19 protein-coding genes are annotated in these 20,219 nt (G+C 68.1%); 7 read left to right on the top strand and 12 right to left on the bottom strand.

Annotation, left to right across the window (positions count from 1 at the left end):
• Positions 1-130: 130 nt before the first annotated feature.
• The 5 genes from BN1701_RS22565 to BN1701_RS22585 form a co-directional block, all read right to left on the bottom strand.
• Complete coding sequence (locus tag BN1701_RS22565) at positions 131-517, bottom strand: cytidine deaminase (protein WP_054051958.1); 387 nt, start codon at positions 515-517, stop codon at positions 131-133.
• On the bottom strand, positions 514-1,770 hold the full coding sequence (locus BN1701_RS22570; RefSeq protein ID WP_054051960.1) for an ABC transporter permease: 1,257 nt from the start codon (positions 1,768-1,770) through the stop codon (positions 514-516). The genes BN1701_RS22565 and BN1701_RS22570 overlap by 4 nt, the downstream gene beginning before the upstream one ends.
• The gene (locus tag BN1701_RS22575) at positions 1,767-2,885 is read right to left on the bottom strand and encodes an ABC transporter permease (protein WP_054051963.1); all 1,119 of its coding nucleotides are present in this window, start codon (positions 2,883-2,885) and stop codon (positions 1,767-1,769) included. Before BN1701_RS22575 ends, BN1701_RS22570 begins: the two co-directional genes overlap by 4 nt.
• The gene (locus tag BN1701_RS22580; RefSeq protein ID WP_054051964.1) at positions 2,885-4,435 is read right to left on the bottom strand and encodes an ABC transporter ATP-binding protein; all 1,551 of its coding nucleotides are present in this window, start codon (positions 4,433-4,435) and stop codon (positions 2,885-2,887) included. Before BN1701_RS22580 ends, BN1701_RS22575 begins: the two co-directional genes overlap by 1 nt.
• 119 nt (positions 4,436-4,554) lie before the next feature.
• Positions 4,555-5,607, bottom strand: coding sequence for a BMP family protein (locus BN1701_RS22585; protein ID WP_054051966.1), 1,053 nt, complete (start codon positions 5,605-5,607; stop codon positions 4,555-4,557).
• A 376-nt stretch (positions 5,608-5,983) separates the two neighbouring features.
• Between BN1701_RS22585 and sdhC the strand changes: the two genes are divergently transcribed.
• The 4 genes from sdhC to BN1701_RS22605 are packed head-to-tail and all read left to right on the top strand — an operon-like array spanning position 5,984 to position 9,396.
• Entirely contained in the window at positions 5,984-6,409 is a 426-nt protein-coding gene (gene sdhC / locus BN1701_RS22590) for a succinate dehydrogenase, cytochrome b556 subunit (protein ID WP_054051968.1), read from the top strand.
• 1 nt (position 6,410) lies between these two features.
• Positions 6,411-6,842: a succinate dehydrogenase hydrophobic membrane anchor subunit gene (locus BN1701_RS22595; protein WP_054051970.1), complete on the top strand. Its 432-nt coding sequence runs from the start codon at positions 6,411-6,413 to the stop codon at positions 6,840-6,842.
• A gap of 14 nt (positions 6,843-6,856) precedes the next feature.
• The gene (gene sdhA, locus BN1701_RS22600; RefSeq protein WP_054051973.1) at positions 6,857-8,620 is read left to right on the top strand and encodes a succinate dehydrogenase flavoprotein subunit; all 1,764 of its coding nucleotides are present in this window, start codon (positions 6,857-6,859) and stop codon (positions 8,618-8,620) included.
• Entirely contained in the window at positions 8,620-9,396 is a 777-nt protein-coding gene (locus BN1701_RS22605; protein WP_054051975.1) for a succinate dehydrogenase iron-sulfur subunit, read from the top strand. Before sdhA ends, BN1701_RS22605 begins: the two co-directional genes overlap by 1 nt.
• Before the next feature lie 48 nt (positions 9,397-9,444).
• Here BN1701_RS22605 and BN1701_RS22610 read toward each other — a convergent pair whose 3' ends face one another.
• Positions 9,445-10,023, bottom strand: a complete 579-nt coding sequence (locus tag BN1701_RS22610; protein ID WP_157368164.1) for a hypothetical protein — start codon at positions 10,021-10,023, stop codon at positions 9,445-9,447.
• A 162-nt stretch (positions 10,024-10,185) separates the two neighbouring features.
• Here BN1701_RS22610 and BN1701_RS22615 point away from each other — a divergent pair, with 162 nt between their 5' ends.
• Complete coding sequence (locus BN1701_RS22615) at positions 10,186-10,845, top strand: hypothetical protein (RefSeq protein WP_054051979.1); 660 nt, start codon at positions 10,186-10,188, stop codon at positions 10,843-10,845.
• Between the two features lie 22 nt (positions 10,846-10,867).
• Here BN1701_RS22615 and BN1701_RS22620 read toward each other — a convergent pair whose 3' ends face one another.
• Positions 10,868-12,013, bottom strand: coding sequence for a GNAT family N-acetyltransferase (locus BN1701_RS22620; RefSeq protein ID WP_054051981.1), 1,146 nt, complete (start codon positions 12,011-12,013; stop codon positions 10,868-10,870).
• Positions 12,014-12,055: 42 nt separating this feature from the next.
• The gene (locus BN1701_RS22625) at positions 12,056-13,231 is read right to left on the bottom strand and encodes a trans-acting enoyl reductase family protein (RefSeq protein ID WP_054051983.1); all 1,176 of its coding nucleotides are present in this window, start codon (positions 13,229-13,231) and stop codon (positions 12,056-12,058) included.
• 128 nt (positions 13,232-13,359) lie between these two features.
• Here BN1701_RS22625 and BN1701_RS22630 point away from each other — a divergent pair, with 128 nt between their 5' ends.
• Positions 13,360-14,655, top strand: a complete 1,296-nt coding sequence (locus BN1701_RS22630; protein WP_369800590.1) for a D-alanyl-D-alanine carboxypeptidase family protein — start codon at positions 13,360-13,362, stop codon at positions 14,653-14,655.
• An 11-nt stretch (positions 14,656-14,666) separates the two neighbouring features.
• Here BN1701_RS22630 and yhjD read toward each other — a convergent pair whose 3' ends face one another.
• Positions 14,667-15,683: an inner membrane protein YhjD gene (gene yhjD / locus BN1701_RS22635; RefSeq protein WP_054056050.1), complete on the bottom strand. Its 1,017-nt coding sequence runs from the start codon at positions 15,681-15,683 to the stop codon at positions 14,667-14,669.
• A gap of 46 nt (positions 15,684-15,729) precedes the next feature.
• On the bottom strand, positions 15,730-16,764 hold the full coding sequence (trpS, locus tag BN1701_RS22640; protein WP_054051985.1) for a tryptophan--tRNA ligase: 1,035 nt from the start codon (positions 16,762-16,764) through the stop codon (positions 15,730-15,732).
• Between the two features lie 296 nt (positions 16,765-17,060).
• Here trpS and BN1701_RS22645 point away from each other — a divergent pair, with 296 nt between their 5' ends.
• Positions 17,061-18,596, top strand: coding sequence for a S8 family serine peptidase (locus tag BN1701_RS22645; RefSeq protein ID WP_157368165.1), 1,536 nt, complete (start codon positions 17,061-17,063; stop codon positions 18,594-18,596).
• A 227-nt stretch (positions 18,597-18,823) separates the two neighbouring features.
• Here the strand turns inward: BN1701_RS22645 and BN1701_RS22650 are convergent, their stop codons facing one another.
• Complete coding sequence (locus BN1701_RS22650) at positions 18,824-19,105, bottom strand: hypothetical protein (protein WP_054051987.1); 282 nt, start codon at positions 19,103-19,105, stop codon at positions 18,824-18,826.
• Between the two features lie 254 nt (positions 19,106-19,359).
• Positions 19,360-20,133 carry a nuclear transport factor 2 family protein gene (locus BN1701_RS22655; RefSeq protein ID WP_067520852.1) on the bottom strand — a complete coding sequence of 258 codons (774 nt, stop codon included), beginning with the start codon at positions 20,131-20,133 and terminating at the stop codon, positions 19,360-19,362.
• Positions 20,134-20,219: the final 86 nt, after the last annotated feature.

A 20,219-nucleotide genomic window follows, 5' to 3' on the forward strand; every position in this document is an offset into this window, starting at 1 on the left:
CTTGTGCTGCTGCGCAACAAGATCAGCGAACTCGTGGTCCGCGCGACCACCGAGGGGCCGGACGGCTGCCCGTGGGACGAGTTGTCCCACATCCTCTTCCAAGCCGCGACGCTGTGTCAGGCCGAGGTGGTCATCCCGGCAGGTGATCCGGGCCGAACGCGTCCGGAAGAACCTCCGACATCGGCTTCGGGCCGGACGGAGTGTCCACCAGACACTCCAGGCCACCGTGTTCGAAGATGATCTGACGGCACGACCCGCACGGCATCAGCAACTCCCCCGTCCCGCTGCGGCACGCGACCGCCACAAGGCTGCCGCCCCCGGAGATATGCAGCTGCCCGGCCATGGTGCCTTCGGCGCACATGCCGACGCCATAGGCGGCGTTCTCCACATTGCAACCAGTGATTATCCGACCGTCGTCGACCACCGCCGCCGCGCCCACCGACAGCCCCGAATAGGGGCAGTAGGCGGACGCGGCGGCCTTGACGGCCGCTTCGCGGAGTGCGTCCCAGTCGATCATTTGCCCTCGCCTCGTCGGTAGACCTCGCCGACCGCTCGCGGTATGCGCAATCGCTGTGATGCCAAGGCGAGCACCAGCAGTGTCACCACGTATGGCGCGGCGCCGACCAGTTCGGGTGGGACCTCGTCGCTGCTGAAGTACCACCAGCCGAACAGGACACCGATCGCGGCGGCGACCCCTGACAAGACATTGTGGCCGTTGCGGTACTGGATGACGGCGACCACGATCAGCGCGATGCCCAGCAACAACAGGAGCGCGTGCACGGCGGTGGAACCCCGCAACGCCAACGCGTCGGTGTAGCCGAAGAGGCCCGCGCCTGTGGCCAAGCCCGCGGGCCGCCAGTTGCCGAAGATCATCGCGGCGAGGCCGATGAAGCCTCGGCCACCGGTCTGTCCGTCGCGGAACTGGCCCGAGCTGATGGCGAGGAACGCGCCGCCCAGACCCGCGAAGGCGCCGGAGCCGACGACCGCGTAGTACTTGTATTTGTAGACGTTGACGCCCAGCGACTCGGCCGCGATCGGGGCTTCGCCGCAGGACCGCAGGCGCAGGCCGAACGGGGTGCGCCACAGGACGTACACCGTGCCGATGATCAGCAGCGCGGCGAAGATGGACAGCAGCGACACCTCGGTCAGCAGCCCGCGCAGGATTCCGGCCAGGTCGGACAGGAAGAACCAGCGTTTGGCCTCCAAGTCGCCCAGTACATCCGCGAGGCCGGGGACCGAGACCTTGGCTGCGTCCTCGACGCGGGGCGACTGCTTCTGGCCGCCGCCGGGGGCGTTGGCGAAGTAGAGCTTGGACAGGAACAGCGCGGCGGCAGGTGCCAACAGGTTGACCGCGACACCGGAGATGATGTGGTCGACTCCGAAGGTCACCGTCGCGATGGCGTGCAGCAGGCCGCCGAAGATGCCGAGCAGGAGTCCGAACGCGACACCGGCCCACGGACCCCACTGGTAGCCCGCGTATCCGGCGCCGAAGGTGCCCAGGACCATCATGCCTTCGAGGCCGATGTTGATCACGCCAGAACGTTCCGACCAGAGCCCGGCCAGCGCGGCCATCGCGATCGGGACGGCGGCGGTGATCGCGGCCTGGACCGTGCCCGCCGACGTCAGATCGGTCGCTCCGGCCAGCACGCGGACCAGCGACAACACGAGCAGTCCGACGACCACCGCGATCAGGTAGACCATCGGCGAGAACTTGCGTCCGCGCTTGGCGGGCGCCGTCTGCATCCCTACCGTGAGACCCCCGGCGCTCATGCCGACACCTCTTCCAGGGTCTTGGTGCGGCCGAGGGCACGGCCGACTTCACGCTGCTCGGCCGCCACTCGGTACCGGCGGACCAGCTCGTAGGCGATGACCACCGAAAGCACGATCACACCCTGCATGATCAGCACGATCTCGCGCGGGATGCCCGCGACGTCCAGCGAGTTCGCGGTGTTGTCCAGGAAGCCCCAGAGCAGCGCCGCGACCGCCATGCCGATCGGATGGTTCCGGCCGAGCAGGGCCACGGCGATGCCGGTGAACCCGATGCCCGCCGGGAAGTCCAGCGCGTAGGAGTACGACGAGCCGAGCAGCTGCGGCATGCCGACCAGGCCCGCGACCGCACCGGAGATGAGCATCGAGTAGACGACCATCTTCTTCACGCTCACTCCGCTGGCCACCGCCGCCGACTCCGACAGGCCGGTCGCCTTCAGCTCGAAGCCGAACCGGGTGCGGGAGAGCACGAACCAGTAGAGGAATCCGACCACCAGCGCCAGGAACACCAGGCCGAAGATCTTCGAGGACGAGCCCTCGACGGTGATGCCGGTGACCTGGCCGCCCGCGTCGATCGGGCGGGTGCTGATGTTGTTGCTGCCCGGCACGTTCTCGGCCAGGCGGGCGGGGTTGAGCAGGTAGGACACCAGGTACGTGGCGATGGCGTTGAGCATGATCGTCGAGATGACCTCGCTGACCCCGCGCGTGACCTTGAGCAGCGCGGCCAGCCCGGACCAGGCGGCACCGACCAGCATCGCCGCGACGATCGTCATGGTGACGCGAATGAAGGACGGAATGCCCTCCATGAACGCCGCGCCCGCCAGCGTCGCCGACAGCATCGCCGCGAGGCGGTACTGGCCGTCGACACCGATGTTGAACAGCTTCATCTTGAAGCCGACGGCGACCGCGACGGCGGCCAGGTAGTACGTCGTCGCCGTGTTGAGGGAGTTGACCAGGGTCCGGGGGCGCTGGGCGGCGGTCGACATGGCGTCGACCGTGTCGACCGGCGAGTGCGAGGTGACCAGCAAGATCACCGCGCAGAGGCCCGTCGCGAAGATCAACGCGCCTAGCGGGGCCGCCAGGCCCAGCAGGATCGCACGGGGGGTCAGCCTGTTCATCAGTCCTCACTCCCCGCGCCGGTCATCGCCGAGCCGAGTTCCTGTGGGGTGACCGTCGCCGGGTCGTACCGGCCCGCGAGCCTGCCGCGCAGAATGACCGTCACCGTGTCGGACATGCCGATCAGCTCCTCCAGGTCCGCCGAGATCAGCAGCACCGCGAGCTGGTTGGCCCTGGCGTTGCGCACGTGGTCCCAGATCGCGGCCTGCGCGCCGACGTCGACGCCGCGGGTCGGGTGGGAGGCGATCAGCACCACCGGGGACCCGCTCATCTCGCGGCCGACGATGAGTTTCTGCTGGTTGCCACCCGACAGGGCCGAGGCGTGGACCTCGATGCTCGGGGTGCGCACGTCGTACTCCTCGACGATGCGGCGCGTGTCGGCTCGGGCGCCCGCACGGTCGAGCAGCGGACCGCGGACGCTGGGGCCGCGGGTCTGGTGGCCGAGGATGCGGTTCTCCCAGAGGGTCGCCTCCAGCAGCACGCCCTGACGGTGCCGGTCCTCGGGGATGTAGCCCATGCCCGCCTCGCGGCGGTCCTTGGTCGAGGTCTTGCTGATGTCGGCGCCCGCCAGGTGAACCGAGCCCGACGCGAGCGGACGGATGCCCATCAGCGCCTCGACCAGTTCGGCCTGGCCGTTGCCCTCGACGCCCGCGATGCCCAGGACCTCGCCGGCGTGGATGGTGAACGACACGTCATCGAGCACGCGGCGGCCGTCGGCGCTGGTCACGGTCAGGCCGCGGGCCTCAAGGACCGGGCGGTCGGTGACCGTGGACTCACGCAGCTCGGGGACCGGGAGAGCGCTGCCGACCATCAGCTCGGCCAGCTTGCGCGCGGTGACGTCCTTGGGCAGCACGCTGGCCACCGTGGTCCCCCGGCGCATGACGGTGATCTCGTCGGCGACCGACAGCACCTCGTCCAGCTTGTGCGAGATGAAGAGGATGGTCAGGCCCTCGGCCTTGAGTTCGCGCAGGTTGCCGAACAGCTCATCGACCTCCTGCGGGACCAGCACGGCGGTCGGCTCGTCCAGGATCAGCGTCCGGGCGCCGCGGTAGAGAACCTTGAGGATCTCCACCCGCTGCCGCTGGCCGACGCCGAGGTCGTCGACGAGGTCGTCGGGGTCGATGTTCAGGCCGTAGTTGTCGGAGATCTCGCGGATGCGGTTCCGCGCGGCGCCGAAGTCCAAACCGATGCCCGACCGGGGCTCGCCGCCGAGGACGACGTTCTCCAGCACGGTCAGGTTGTCGGCCAGCATGAAGTGCTGGTGGACCATGCCGATACCCGCCCTGATGGCGTCGGCGGGCGAGGTGAACACGACCGGGTGACCGTCGACCGCGATGGTGCCCTCATCGGGACGCTGCATCCCGTAGAGGATCTTCATCAGGGTGGACTTCCCGGCGCCGTTCTCGCCGACCAGGGCGTGCACAGTGCCCGCCCGGACCGCGATGTTGACGTCGGAGTTGGCGATCACGCCGGGAAACCGCTTGGTGATCCCGCTCAGCTCGACGGTAGGGGCAGGATCGCTGCCCGCCGCCCGCGGTGGCTCCGTTGACACGGCCGAATCCTTCGATCGAGGGACTGGGGTTGCTGTGCCTCACGCGGCTGGGATGCTGCCACGGGCCTGGGACCCGCGTCTCGCGGTCTCCCAGGCCCGTGGCACAGCCCATTCCGTCCTTACTTGGCGGCCGGAACCTTGATCTCGCCGGAGACGATCTTGGCCTTGTACTCGTCGAGCTTGGCCTTGATGTCGTCGACCTTCCCACCGCTGACGGAGTAGGAGACGCCGCCCTGCTTGAGGTCGTAGATCGTCACCCCCGACTTGAAGGTGTTGTCCTTGACCGACTTGATGAAGTCGAACACCGCGACATCGACGTTCTTGACCATCGACGTGATGATGATGTCCTTCACGTCGGCCAGCGACGGCAGGTTGTACTGGTCGGAGTCGACACCGATACCCAGCTTGCCCTTGGCCTTGGCCGCCTTGAACGCGCCGTTGCCGGAACCACCGGCGGCGGCGTAGACGACGTCGACACCCGCGTCGAACATGCCGTTCGCGGCGGTCTCACCCTTGGCCGGGTCGTTGAAGCCGGTGAAGTCCGGCGGCTGGGTCAGGTACTTGGCGTCCACCGTGGCGTCGGGCTTGGCTGCCTTGACACCGGCGGTGAAGCCCGCCTCGAACTTCTGGATCAGCGGAACGTTCACGCCGCCGATGAAGCCGACCTTGCCGGTCGTGCTCTTCAGCGCCGCGGCCGCACCGACCAGGAACGAGCCCTCGTGCTCGGCGAACACCAGGTTGCCGACGTTGGCGGCCTTGGGGGCCTCACTGTCGATGATGGCGAACTTGATGTCCTTGTAGTCGCCCGCGACCTTCTCGACCGACTTCTCGTAGGCGAAGCCGACGGCGATGATCGGGTTGAAGCCGCCATCGGCCAGCTGGCGCAGCCGGTCTTCCTTCTGCGCGTCGGTCTCGCCCGCGGCGGCCTCGAGTTCCTTGATCTCGACACCGAACTCGGACTTGGCCTTGTCGAGCCCACGCGCGGCCGAGTCGTTGAACGACTGGTCGCCACGGCCACCGATGTCGTAGGCCAGGCCGACCTTGACACTGGATGCCGGCTTGGTGGCACCCGTGGTGGCACCGCTTCCGGATCCGGTGCCGGTGTCCCCGCCGCAACCCGCCAGGCCAAGGCCCAGCGCAAGCAGCCCCGCAGCGAGACTAACTCCTCGCATTCGGCGCAAGGCTTTCTCCTTCCGAGATTGTCGCGCCCGGGATGACCGGATCGCGATGGCTATTCGCAGGAAGGTACTCCCCGGTACGGCTCGCGCACCCTCAGCGCGCGGGCCGTGACCCAATCGTTTGCGTTAACTGTGAAGACTCACCAAGAGTAATGGCGGTCACACGCAGCGCGTCGCGAGTGGACCGCCCTCACCGTGGTCGCGGGGCCATTGTGCGCGGCGGCGGGCGTGTCTCGTCTGTCACAGAGAGGATCCGCGCGTTGGGTGCGGTCCCCGCTGCGGGGCTAGCATCCGCTCAGACCAAAGTCCAGGCCGCCGTCCACGACAGACCCCGGCTGGGACGTTCCAAAGACATCGGAGGCCGTCCACCGTGTCCGACACGGCCAGCGCCACGCAAGTGGCCCGTGGATCCCGCCGCACCGGGACGCTCTACCGGGGAGACCCGGGAATGTGGTCCTGGGTGGCGCACCGCATCACCGGCGTGCTCACCTTCTTCTTCCTCTTCGCGCACGTGCTGGACACCGCCCTGGTGCGGGTCTCGCCCAACGCGTACGACGAGATCATCGAGACCTACAAGACCCCGATCGTGAACCTCATCGAGGTCGGCCTGGTCGGCGCCGTGCTCTATCACGCGCTCAACGGCATCCGGGTCATGCTGGTCGACTTCTGGGAGAAAGGCGCGCGCTACCAGAAGCAGATGCTGTGGACGATCCTCGGCCTCTGGGTCCTGGTGATGATCCCCGGCACCTACTTCATGCTCGTGCGCACCGTGACCGAGATGTTCGGGGGCCACTGAGATGTCAAAACCGACTCTGACTGTGTCTCCCGCTCTGGACAAGCCCCGCGCGCCGCGTAGGCCCGCTGCGCGCCGCAGCAACTTCGAGATGGTCAGCTGGCTGTTCATGCGCATCTCGGGCATGGCGCTGGTGGTGCTGGTGCTGGGCCACCTGTTCATCATGAACATCCTCGACGACGGCGTGCACCGAATCAATTTCGCTTTCGTCGCGGGTCGCTGGTCGAGCCCGTTCTGGCAGTTCTGGGACCTGTCGATGCTGTGGCTCGCCGAGATCCACGGCGGCAACGGCCTGCGCACGATCATCAATGACTACGCGCGCAAGGACACCACCCGGTTCTGGCTGAAGATCATGCTCTACGTGTCCATGGTGCTGATCCTTGCGCTCGGCTCGTACGTGATCTTCACCTTCGACCCGAACATCCGCGCGGACTAGGACGGCGAACTCCCATGCAGTTCCACAAGTACGACGTCGTGATCGTCGGCGCTGGTGGCGCGGGTATGCGCGCGGCCATCTCCTCGGTGGCCGAGGCAGGCTCGTCGCCGCGCACGGCGGTGCTCACCAAGCTCTACCCGACCAGGTCCCACACGGGCGCTGCCCAGGGCGGCATGTGCGCCGCGCTGGCCAACGTCGAGGAGGACAACTGGGAGTGGCACACCTTCGACACGATCAAGGGCGGCGACTACCTGGTAGATCAGGACGCCGCCGAGATCATGGCGAAGGAGGCCATCGACGCGGTCCTCGACCTGGAGAAGATGGGCCTGCCGTTCAACCGCACGCCCGAGGGCAAGATCGACCAGCGGCGCTTCGGCGGGCACACCCGCAACCACGGCGAGGCCGCGGTGCGCCGCGCCTGCTACGCCGCGGACCGCACCGGTCACATGATCCTGCAGACGCTGTACCAGAACTGCGTCAAGCACGGCGTCGAGTTCTTCAACGAGTTCTACGTCCTCGACATCTGTCTGACCGAGACGGAGGACGGCCCGGTCTGCACCGGCGCGGTCGCCTACGAGCTGGCCACCGGTGAGATCCACGTCTTCCAGGCCAAGGCCGTCGTGTTCGCCACGGGCGGCTTCGGCAAGGTCTTCAAGACCACCTCGAACGCGCACACCCTCACCGGTGACGGCATGGGCATCGTGTTCCGCAAGGGCCTGCCGCTGGAGGACATGGAGTTCTACCAGTTCCACCCGACCGGCCTGGCGGGCCTGGGCATCCTGCTCACCGAGGGCGCCCGCGGCGAGGGCGCGATCCTGCGCAACGCCTCGGGTGAGCGGTTCATGGAGCGCTACGCCCCGACCATCAAGGACCTCGCGCCGCGCGACATCGTCGCCCGGTCGATGGCCCTTGAAGTCCTCAACGGCAACGGCGCCGGCCCGAACAAGGACTACGTGCTGCTCGACTGCACCCACCTGGGCGCCGAGGTCCTGGAGACCAAGCTGCCCGACATCACCGAGTTCGCCCGCACCTACCTCGCGGTCGACCCGGTGACCGAGCCGGTCCCGGTGTACCCGACCGCGCACTACGCGATGGGCGGCATCCCGACCAACATCCACGGCGAAGTGCTGCGGGACAACGACAACGTCGTGCCCGGCCTCTACGCCGCGGGCGAGTGCGCGTGTGTTTCGGTGCACGGCGCGAACCGGCTGGGCACGAACTCGCTGCTGGACATCAACGTCTTCGGCCGCCGAGCCGGTCTGGCCGCGGCCGAGTACGCGGCGAACCACTCCCATGTGGACCTTCCCGCCGACCCGGCCACCGCCGTCCAGGCGCAGCTCGAAATGGTGCTGGGCGACCACGGCAAGGAGCGCGTGGCCGACATCCGCACCGAGCTGCAGGCCACCATGGACGCCAACGCGTCGGTGTACCGCACAGAGGAGACCCTGAAGCAGGCGCTGCACGACGTGCAGGCCCTCAAGGACCGCTACGCGCACATCACCGTGATGGACAAGGGCAAGCGGTTCAACACCGATCTGCTGGAGGCCGTCGAACTGGGCTTCCTGCTGGAACTGGCCGAGGTCCTGGTCGTGGGCGCCCTGGAGCGCAAGGAGTCCCGCGGCGGCCACGCCCGCGAGGACTACCCCAACCGCGACGACACGAACTTCATGCGCCACAGCATGTTCTACAAGCAGGGCGACGGTCTGAAGTCCGACATCCGGATCGACTACAAGCCCGTCACCTTCACCCGGTACAAGCCGATGGAGCGCAAGTACTGATGTCTGCCGCAACTGTTTCCAGTGGAGTCCGGGGCGACCAGCCGCCGGTGCCGGACGGCGCGATCACCATCACGGTGAAGATCCTGCGCTTCAACCCGGAGACCGACTCCGAGCCGCGCTGGGAGTCCTTCGGCGTCCCCGCGCTGCCCACCGACCGGGTGCTGAACCTGCTGCACTACGTCAAGTGGTACTTCGACGGGACACTGACGTTCCGCCGCTCGTGCGCCCACGGCATCTGCGGCTCCGACGCCATGCAGATCAACGGCGTGAACCGCTTGGCGTGCAAGGTTCTGGTGAAGGACCTGATGGCGGGCAAGGGCAAGCACACGACGGTGACGATCGCGCCGATCAAGGGCCTGCCGGTCCACAAGGATCTGCTTGTGGACATGGAACCGTTCATGGAGGCGTTCAAGGCGGTCAAGCCGTTCCTGATCACCTATGGGAACGAGCCGACGCGTGAGCGCATCCAGTCGGCGGCCGACCGGGAGCGTTTCGACGACACGACGAAGTGCATTCTTTGCGCTTGCTGCACGACGTCTTGTCCGGTGTTCTGGAATGAGGGCTCGTATTTTGGGCCAGCGGCGATCGTCAACGCGCACCGGTTCATCTTCGACTCGCGGGATGAGGGCGCGCAGGAGCGTCTGGACATCCTGAACGACGCCGAGGGTGTTTGGCGCTGCCGCACGACATTCAACTGCACGGACGCTTGTCCGCGCGGTATCCAGGTGACGAAGGCGATCCAGGAAGTGAAGCGGGCGCTGCTGTTCCGGCGCTGAGGTTGATCTCGTGAACGGGCCCGTCCCGCCTTGGGACGGCCCCTTTCCTCAGACGGTGTACGCCCACTCCCATCCGCCCTCGAAACCGCCGAGGGTGTAGATGAGGACGCCGGACTTGTTCTTGGTGTCGAGCACGATCTTGCCCGCGTATTTCTGGCTGGACTTGAAGCCTTCCGTGGGGAATCGCTCATCGGAGAAGCAGGAATACGTCCCCATCGTCGCCAGATCGGTCTCGGTGACACCGTCCGGACCGATCGTGCTGAACGAGTTCGGATTCAGCACGAGGCCGCCGATCATCGGATCCAGATCGGCCGCAGTGGTGACGGACATGTCGAGCACGAGGAAGTGACCGTGTTCGGGTTTCGTGGAGTCTGTGAACGATCCGTAGTTCTTCTCGCAGACATCCGTCATCGACAGCGAGTTGAGCGTGAAGGTGAGCTCTTCCTTGCCCGCCTTGAGCTTGTTGGTGATCCCAGCGGGCTCCCCGGCCTGTTTGACGATGTTGCCACGCTCATTGGTGGCGGGCTCACTCGACGCGTTGCCCGAGTCGGTTGACCGGCTGAGCTGCGCGCATGCGGCCGATGTCGTCATGACAAGCACTGCGGCGAGGGCAAGAAACCTGCGCATGAATCCTCGGATCCCCAAGGGCGGCCAGATCACCACCGATGACATTCAGTCGCCCCGACAACGCCCACCGTTACATATTCACTCGATCGAGTGACCACGGCCAGGCTCCCCCTAACGCGGCCGCCTCGGGTGGCGAGACCTCACTGGCAAAGGGGGGCGACTGTGGGGAATCCCGATCAGCCGCGCGACAAGCGCGGCAAGTACGCGAAAAGCTCATTGGGCCTGGCGGCGCTCGGCGCCGCGGGAGTGGTCGCCATGAGCAGCGGCGCGAGCGGTGGAACCGCGGCGGGTGGCGCAGCCGAGTCGGTCGGTGTGCCCAAGGGCCTGTCAGCGCAGGTTAAGCAGGCGAAGGAATCCGCGCGGAAAGGCAAAGCCGACGATGCCTGGCGGCAGATTAACTTGAAGAAGAAAGCCAAGGACGTCACGAAGGACGCCCTTGACTGCGCGATCAACTCCTACGGTCAGATTCGCGACTTCTTCGTGCGGCATCCATGCAAGTCACTGGACCGAACACTCATCACGCTCGCCGATCCGGCAGGCGGGACCTTCGTGGTGTCGGTGTCATGGGTGCGAATGCGAGACAAAGACGATGTCGGCGACCTCAAATCCCTGATCGACACCGATGGGACAGGCAGCGTCACACCGCTGATGTTCACCGCGATGAAGAATCAGGGAATCCGGTTCACCGGCACGCCGTTTCACTCCCGGCCGGAGAAAGACGTCCTCGTGGTCGCCGAAGCGGCCGTGGTGGCAGGCAAACCCGATGCTGCCCTGATGGAAGGCACCGTGCACGTCGCCGCCGAGCTGATGCCGACCAAGTAATCGGTGACAGGTCACAAGGCCGTCAGGGGACGTAGTAAGTCAGCATGTCCGCGCTGATCGGCGGGAACAGCGCGCCCATCAGCGCCTCGTTCGGCCCAGGGTAGACATCCGGGTGAATCCTGCGCAGGCCGTCGATCCCCAGCGGGCCGAACAGCAGCGACCCAACCAGGTCCGGCGCCACGCCTGCCCCGCCCTGCGCGTACGGCCCCTGCATCACCCCTCCAGTGCGCATCGGGCCGACGACGCCCGCCGAGTAGCTGAACCGGACGTGGGAGCGGAAGAACGACACCAGGGCCTCGCCATCGCCGAAGGCGCTCAAGCGGGCGGACAGCAGTGGCCGCAGGTGTTCCAGCAGCGCCACCGGGTCGGGGACGCGGACGTAGTACTGCTGAGCCTGCAAATCCGTCGCCGGGCCCAGATACGGCTCCAGTGCGGGCAGACCGCGCGCGCTGACCGTGGCGTCCGGGAACTCGCTCAGCAGGGCCACCGCGGCCTCGTCGTCGACCGCCGCGATCTCCAGCAGGCGCAGGCCTTCCTCGGGTGGGGTCGTGCGTCCGGTCGCGACCACCGTTCCGGATTTCTCGACCACCCAGCTCGTGCTGCCCTCTCGATCGACCAGCCAGTGCCAGCAGTCCGGCGAGTGCGGCATCCGCAGGTCGGCCGCGGCCTGGGCACCGTCCTGCAGCGCCGCCATGGCCGGGATGTCGGCCGCGGTCGCCGCGCGGAGCGTGTAGTCCTCGACCGCCGAAGGCTTGTTCATCAGCGGGCGGAAAGTCTCGATCGGGATGACATAGGAATAGCCGAACCGGCGGTAGAAGTACGGGATCCCGATCATCACGTTCACCAGGTGTCCGCGCGCGGCCGACCGCGCGTGCGCCCAGTCCATCAGTGCCCGGACCAGCCCTTGACCCTCGTAGTCCTTGTCCGTGGCCACCAGCTCGACCTGCCCGGCCGGGATCTCCACCCCGCCGAGGACCAAGGTCTCGTCGAGCAGCGTGGCCGTCGAGACGACGCGGTCGCCGTCGACCGCGACCGCGCAGCAGTCCCAGCCCGCGCGCTCAACCACCAGGCGGTGGTCCAGCGCGTCCGCCGGTTCACCACGCTCGACCAGCAGGGTGGCGATCTGGTCGAGGTCGGCCGGGCCTGCCGTCCGGATGCGTGGAGTCATCGAAGCAGTGTTGGCCCGCCCACCGGCTCAGGCAAACGCTTTTCAGCCCTCCACGACAGTGAACGTGATCCCGGCCGCGACGAGTCGCTTCAGCAGTTCGTCGCCCATGGCGGTGGCGGTGGTGACCTGGCCGGACACCTCGGGCAGCGGGTCGAAAGCCAGGCACAGGGCCGACTCGGACAGCATCTTCGCGGTCTCGTCGTAGCCGGGGTCGCCGCCCGCCACCTCGGTCACGACGCGCTTGCCGCCGCCCGTGCCGACGATGCGGACCTTGAACCAGGACTTGGCCCGCTTGGCCGCCGACGGGCCGTCACCGGGCTTCTTACGGCCCAGCAGCCACTCCCGCACCGGCTTGACCTGCGCGGCGGCGAACATGGCCGCGACGCCGCCGACCAGGCCGACGGCCACCGGCAGCTTCTTCACCGCGATGTAGTGGCCGTAGCTGAAGTCCGGCCCGTAGCGCTCCAGCGCCCGCGCGCTGCGCAACACGATCTGCGGGTCGATGGTCGGCGCGGGCAGCACCCACGCCCCGGCGTCCTTCTCGAAGTGCGGCCTGCCCGAGATCCCGCGCACCTTGCGCCCGGCCACCCGTCCCTCGGCCTTGCGACGCTCGCCCGCGATTCGGGCACTGGTGCGGAGCCGGGAGAACGCGGTGATCGCCGAGTGGAACGTGCCGCCGGAGAAGTCCGCGGACGCGCGCACGTAGCCGTTGACGACCAGCGGCGTGCCCTCGGGCAGCTGCTGGACGGTGAAGTAGACGCCCAGGTCGTACGGGATCGAGTCGAACCCGCAGGCGTGCACGAGCCGCGCGCCGGTCTCGACGGCCTTCGCGTGGTGGCGCAGGTAGGTCTGGTCGACGAACTCGGGCTCGCCGGTCAGGTCGACGTAGTCGGTCCCCGCCGCCGCGCACGCGCCAACGAGCGCGTCGCCATAGGCCACGTACGGGCCGACCGTGGTCACCACGACCCGCGCCGCCTCGGCGACCGCCTTGAGCGAGTCCTGGTCGGTGACATCGGCGGCGAGCAGGTCCATCTCGGCCAGCACCGGGTCGATCGCGGCCAGGCCTGCGCGGACGGTCTCCAGTTTGGCCTTGTTGCGACCGGCCAGCGCCCAGCGCAGCTTCGCGGGCGCGTTGCGGGCGAGGTACTCAGCGGTCAGGGCCCCGGTGAAGCCGGTGGCACCGAACAGGACGACGTCGTACGTGCGGCCGGTAGGCATGACCGCGACATTACCCGCCGGTAACCCGGTTGGCGACGGCGCCGTGAGTAGTCATCCCGACACCTCGCGCCACGTGTGGGTGATAGGGCGCATCGTGGCCTGATCGTGACAGGCCTTAATCTGCTCTCGTGCGCTTCGCATCCCGACAGACCGTGTCCGTTCTCCTGGTGTCGTTGTGCGCAATGGTCGCGTCGGCACCGGGGGCCACTGCCCAGTCGACCACCGAGGTCCAGAAGTCCGCGCAGACCAGCGCGCAGTGCCAGAACCACGACCGCCCGCCGCCGCCGATCGACACCTCGGAGGAGCCCAAGCCGGGCCAGCCGAGCCCCAGCGCCCTGCCGGTCCCGGAGGAGCCCGTCGGCGGCACCCACATGGGTGAGTGCGGACTGGTCCAGCCCACCGGCGCACCCGCCCCGCCGGACATCGCGGCGGCCTCCTGGGTGATCGCCGACCTCGACAGCGGCGCCGTGGTGGCCGCCAAGGACCCGCACGCCCGCGAGCGGCCCGCCTCGCTCATCAAGGTGCTGCTGGCCATCGTCGCGATCCGGGAACTGCGGCCGGACGAGGTCGTCATCGGCACGGCCGAGGACGCCACGCAGGAGGGCACCAAGGTCGGCGTGGGCCCCGGCGGCCAGTACACGGTCCGCCAGCTGCTCCAGGGCCTGGTGATGCGCTCGGGCAACGACGCGGCGCACGCGCTGGCCCGCCAGCTGGGCGGCGTGCCGAACGCGCTGTCGAAGATGAACGCTCTGGCCAAGGAATTGGGCGCGCTGGACACTCGCGCGGCCACTCCGTCCGGGCTTGACGGGCCTGGGATGAGCACGTCGGCCTACGACCTGAGCCTGCTGGTTCGGACGGCCATGAAGCACAAGGAGTTCGCTGAGGCGATCGCGACTCGGTCGATCGACTTCCCCGGGTATGGGTCGAAGCCGGGGTTCCGAGTGAACAATGACAACCGGCTGCTTGGGGTTTATCCGGGGTTTCTTGGTGGGAAGACCGGGTTCACCGATGATGCCCGGCATACGTATCTGGGGACCGCGCAGCAGGGTGGGCGCAGGCTTTCGGCTGTTTTGCTGCGTGGTGAGCGCAATCCGGCGCCGTTGGCCGATCAGGCCGCGAAGTTGCTCGATTATGGGTTCGCGCTGGTGAAGTCGTCGGCCAAGCCGGTGGGGCAGTTGGTGGACAAGGCTCCGGAGGTTCAGCGGAAGCAGGATGCCGCTGGGAAGGTGAGCGTGACACCGACCAGCTCTGGATCGGCGGCGTCGGCTGGGCCGCCGTTGGATACGCATCGGTCGGCGTTCGGGACGTTCGGGGTGCCGTTGGTGATCTTGGCGGGGTTGGCGGTGTTGGGGTCGTTCGGGTTGTGGATTCGGCGGCAGCGGGCCAAGGCCGCTCGGGCGGCTCGGGCTCGGGCAGCTGTCTAGCCCGCAGGACGCTAGCGCCGCCTGCGTAGGGCCAGTCCTAGTAGGGCGCCTACGCCGAGGAGGCCTGCTGCCTCGCGTATCCGTGGTGTCCTTGCCACCTCTACGGTCTGGCGGATCACCGCGGGCGGGGGTGCCTGGACTGGCTTGGGGACGAAGTTCTCCTTGGCCGTGGCGGTCCAGGCGGTGATGAACAGCAGCATTCGCGAGACCAGGTTCGCGAAGACCAGCAGACCCACGATCGGGCCGACGATCGTGCCCAGCGGTCCGCCGATCACGATGTTGAGGTAGATCGTCCCGACCGCCTTGAGCGCCTCGAACACCACAGCGGCGGCCAAAGCGCCGCGCATGGCGCTGCGGATTCGGACGGGGGTTCGGGGTAGTCGGGTGATGACCCAGAGGAAGACCAGCCAGTTCGCCGCCAGCGACAACAGGGTGGTGATCACTATCAGGAGGACCTTCGCCCAGCCGTAGCCGCCCAGGCCGACCTTGTCCAGCAGCCAGTCGGCCGCGCCGCCGCCTACCGCGCTGAGGCCGAAGGAGACCACGATCGCCACGCCGAGGCTGAGCAGGGCCAGCAGGTCGACGGCGATTCCGCGCAGGAATGGCTGCACGACCGGCTTCTGGCCCCACTGCGCGGTCAGGGCGTCGCGGAGGTTCGTCATCCAGCCGAGGCCGGTGTAGAGGGCGGTGATCAGGCCGATGACACCGACCTTGCCGCGTTCCTCGACCGCCGCGTTGACAAGATCGGTCAGCAGGTCGCGCAGTCCGGCCGGAGCCGCCTCGGTGATCGAGTTCCGCAGGTCCGTGAGGGTGTCGGGCTGCCCGGCGAGGACGAAACCGGTGACCGCGACCGCGATCAGCAGCAGCGGGAACAGCGACAGGACACTGAAATAGGTGATCGACGCGGCGAAGTGGTTGCCGTAGCGCTCGGTGAACGCGTCGTAAGCCCTGATCAGGTGATCGATTCCCGGCCGCCGTCGACGCAGGCGGGCGATCTTGGACTCGGGGTTGGCCGCACTCTCCGTCACCACTGAAAGCTATTGGGCGCCAAGCGGTCCCGCAAACCCAATCGGGTTACTTGGGCGCGGGCAGGAAGCCGATCTTGTCGTAGACCCTGGCCAGGGTGACCGAGGCGACCTCGCGAGCGCGCTCGGCGCCGCGGGCGAGGACCTTGTCGAGTTCGGCCGGATCGTCCAGATAGGACTTGACCTGGTCGCGGACCGGGGTGACGAAGTCGGCGACGACCTCGCCGAGGTCCTTCTTCAGGTCCCCGTAGCCCTTGCCTTCGTAGGCTGCCTGCAACTCGTCGACGCCGCGCCCGGTCAGGGCCGAGTAGATGCCGAGCAGGTTGCTCACGCCCGGCTTGTTCTCCGGGTCGAACACGACCTCGCGGCCCGTGTCGGTGACCGCGGAGCGGATCTTCTTGGCCGACACCTTCGGGTCGTCGAGCAGGTCGATGATCCCCGCGGTGGCGGAGCCCGACTTGCTCATCTTCGCGCCGGGTTCCTGCAGGTCGTAGATCTTGGCCGTGTCCTTGAGGATGTAGGGCTCCGGCGGCAGGAACGTCTTGCCGAACCGCGAGTTGAACCGCTGCGCGAGGTCGCGGGTCAGCTCAAGGTGCTGGCGCTGGTCCTCGCCGACAGGGACGTACTGCGGGCGGTAAACCAGGATGTCGGCGGCCTGCAGGATCGGGTAGGTGAACAGGCCGACGCTGACCCGGTCGGCGGACTGCTTGGCCGACTTGTCCTTGAACTGGGTCATCCGGCCCGCCTCGCCGAACCCGGTGAGGCACTGCATCACCCAGCCCATCTCGGCGTGCTCGGGCACCTGGCTCTGCACGAAGACCGTCGCGCGCTCCGGGTCGAGCCCGAGGGCCAGCAACTGGGCCACCGAGACCCTGGTGCGCTTGCGCAGCAGCTTGGGGTCGTGTTCGACGGTGATGGCGTGCAGGTCGGCGATGAAATAGAACGCGTCGTGCGTCTCCTGCAGCGCCACCCACTGGCGGACCGCGCCAAGGTAGTTGCCCAGGTGGAACGAGTCCGCTGTCGGCTGGATCCCCGACAACACACGCGGCTTGGGCGCGGGGGCGGTGCTCTGCTCGGTCGACACGCCACCGATTGTCCCAGTCCCGCCTGCACCGGCAGGGGCCGGGTTGTCCGAGTTCGCGACCCACCACTAGACCGCAGCCAAAGGGGACCGTGACGGCAGCCGACCACGGTGCGCACCTGTCCGCACGTGCCCTTGAAGGTGACCCTGCCTAGAAACTCCGGGGAGGCGGGCCGTGTGCTGCGCCATCCGGGCGATTGCTCATAGGGTGGCGTGATGACAGGTTCTCCGGAACCGGGTGGCATCAAAGCCTGATCGGCTACGCCGCTCGCCGAAACAGTCACCTCTGGAGGTTCTTCGTGCTCAGTCGATCCCGGCTCCGCGTCCTCAGCGGAGCGGTGGTGATCGCCGCCATCACCGGCCTCGCGGCCACCTTGATCCAGCCCGCCACCGCAGCGCCCGCCGCGCCTGCGGCGGCCGACGGCCCCGTGGCGCACTTCGTGGTGCTCGGCGCCCAGGGCCATGGCTTCAGGAAGGCCGAGGCCGCCGTGCTCGCCACCGGCGGCACGATCGTCAAGAGCTGGCCGCAGATCGGCGTCGTGGTGGCCACCTCGGCCGACCCCGGCTTCGCCGCGGCCGTGCGCTCCAAGCCGGGGGTCACCGGCGCGGGCGCGACGCAGAACCTGGCCGAGCTGGTCACACCCGCCCCGGTTGGCGCCCTCGCGGCCGACTCGGCGCAGGCCCGGTCCGGGGCAAACCAGCGCGCGCTGGAGGACACCGAGTCGGTCGTCGACAGCCCCAAGGGCTCCCTGACCGAACCCGAGCCGCTGGCCGCCAACCAGTGGGACCTCAAGATGATCAAGGCCGACCAGGCGCACAAGATCAACGAGGGCAGCTCGAACGTCGTCGTCGGCGTGCTCGACTCCGGCATCGAGGCCACCCACCCCGACCTCGCCGCCAACATCGACGCCTCGCGCTCGGTGGGCTGCACCAACCAGGGTGTGCCGGACACCTCCCCGGCCGCGTGGGCGCCGACCACCAGCGACCACGGCACCCACGTCGCGGGCTCCATCGCCGCCGCGCGCAACGGCGTCGGCATCGTCGGCGTCGCGCCGGGCGTGAAGCTGGCGTCGATCAAGGTCGTCAACGACGACGGGTACATCTGGCCCGAGTACGCGATCTGCGGGTTCATCTGGGCCGCCGAGCATGGCGTTCACGTCACGAACAACTCGTACTTCGTCGACCCGTGGTACCTGTGGTGCAAGGACGACGCCGACCAGAAGGCCGTCGCCGATGCCGTCAGCCGCGCGATCCGCTACGCCAACCGCAAGAACGTCGTCAACGTCGCCGCGCTTGGCAACAGCAACTGGGACCTCTCGCACGACATCGTCGACTCGGGCAGCCCGAACAACGGGACCCCGATCGAGCGCACCACCGGTGAGAACTGCACCAAGCTCCCGGCCGAGGTGCACGGCGTCGTCGGCGTGTCGTCGGTTGGCGTGAAGGGCCTCAAGTCCTTCTTCTCCAACTACGGCCGCACCGAGACCGAGGTCGCCGCGCCCGGTGGCGACCGGATGCAGATCCCCAGCACCCCCGACGCCAACGGCCGCATCCTGTCGACCGTGGTCAACGGCAAGTGGGGCTACAAACAGGGCACCTCGATGGCCTCCCCGCACGCGGCGGGCGTCGTCGCCCTGATCCGCTCGGCGCACCCGACCTGGTCGGCCACCCGCGTGATCCACGCCCTGCAGCGCGGCGCCGACCGCCAGGCGTGCCCCGAGGGCGTCTACGACCCGGACGGCACCGGCGCGTGGAAGGCCACCTGTGAGGGCGGCACCACCGGCCGCGGCTTCTACGGCGCAGGCGTGATCGACGCGCTCGACGCGGTCAAGTAAGACTCATCGGGAAAGAGAGCGGGCCCCGCAGGAGTTCTCCTGCGGGGCCCGCTGTTTCATGTCTCTAGGCGCTGTCCTGTGAGTCCGGTGCGTGGGATCCGTGATCCGGGCGGTTCCTGGGCGTGCGGGCGGGAAGCCGCTCGTACTGGGTGTACTTGGGCTTTCCGCCCGTGCGGCCAGGGGCCGTCCGGGCGCGGATAGCGCGTGCCGGACTCGCAGGACAGCGCCTAGTCTTGGCTCACCGTGGCGCGCGCGGCTTGGCGTGGCCCAGGCAGCGGCACCTTGACCACCTTGGCGACCTTGCGCCTGCGGACGAGCCCCGCGATGAGCCCGCCGACCCCCAACACCACCGCGACGATCCCGACCGGGCCGGTCAGCCCGGAGGGCACGCTGCTCTCGGTCATCGCCTGCGCGGCGGCCGACTGTGCCGACCACACCACCTGCGCACTCGCGACCGAGCCGATCACCGCGACCCGCCGCGCGTGACTGCGCAGAGTTTCCGCGTTCACGAACTGACACCGCCTGACACCGTTGTACCGTCCCTCGATTGGACTAAGCACACTGCGTGGACCATGAAAAAGCTACCGAGTGTGTCAACCCTGCGTCCCCGAAACCGCACTATCGGTTGTCTCGATCGAGGGTAGACCCCGGCGGATCAACCACCGGCAGTGGGTAGTCGATCACCCACCGACCTGCGAACAGGGATGCCTGCCCCTCGACCGCCGCGCCCCGGTCGCGGCGGGTCGAGGTTCCACAGCAGGACTCAGGCGAAGAAGGCGTCGTCCCCGGCCAGGTCGGCGTGCAGTTCCCTCAATTCGGCGGCGCGGCCGTCGACGAAGGTGAACACGATCGAACCGCGGCTGACCCGGGTGACGCCATTGCGGGTCGCGGTGATCTGGTGGACCGCCGTGACATGGCCGCGGCCGTCGCTGTGGGTCTCAAGCAGGTCGGCGCGGAACTGACCGCCGGTGAGTTCGCCGATCTTGCCGTAGTAGCCGAGCACGGCCTCAACACCCCGGTACTCGCCCGCGATCTGGCTGTTGCCGGGACTGTACTGGACACAGTCCGGCGCGAGCACCGCCATCAGCCCGGGAATGTCCTGAGAGTTGAACGCCGCGTAACCCGCGTGCACGGCGGCCATGTCGGCATCGGCGTACGGCGCCACGCGCTGCGAGGGCCCCTTGGCATAGGCCGTGGCGTCCGGCGAGGTGTCGAGAACCGTGCAGGTCTGGTCGCCGACCACCCACGCGTCGTGGCCGGGCGGGATGTCGACCACGTCACCGGCGTTGACCTGACACTCGGTGCCGTCCTCCAGCCGGATGCCCATGGACCCGGACATCACGTAACCCATGTGGTGGACCTGACAAGCATCGGTGCCCGCCAGCGGCTTGACGTCCTCCGACCACCGCCACCCCGGCTCGAAGGAACCCATGCCGAGCGTCATGCCGCCCGCACTGCCGAGCGTCAGATGGCCGTGGGCGTGAAACTGCCGGACCTCGCCTTCACGTTCCAGATTGCTGATCTGCACATCCGCCATGGCAACCTCCAACGGTCACCAGCCGGGCGCCTACCGCCCGACTGCCGGGGCGCGACGGGACGGTCCCCGCCGCCACCCGACACACT

Origin of the sequence: Alloactinosynnema sp. L-07, from assembly GCF_900070365.1 — a bacterium.
Lineage (GTDB): Bacteria > Actinomycetota > Actinomycetes > Mycobacteriales > Pseudonocardiaceae > Actinokineospora.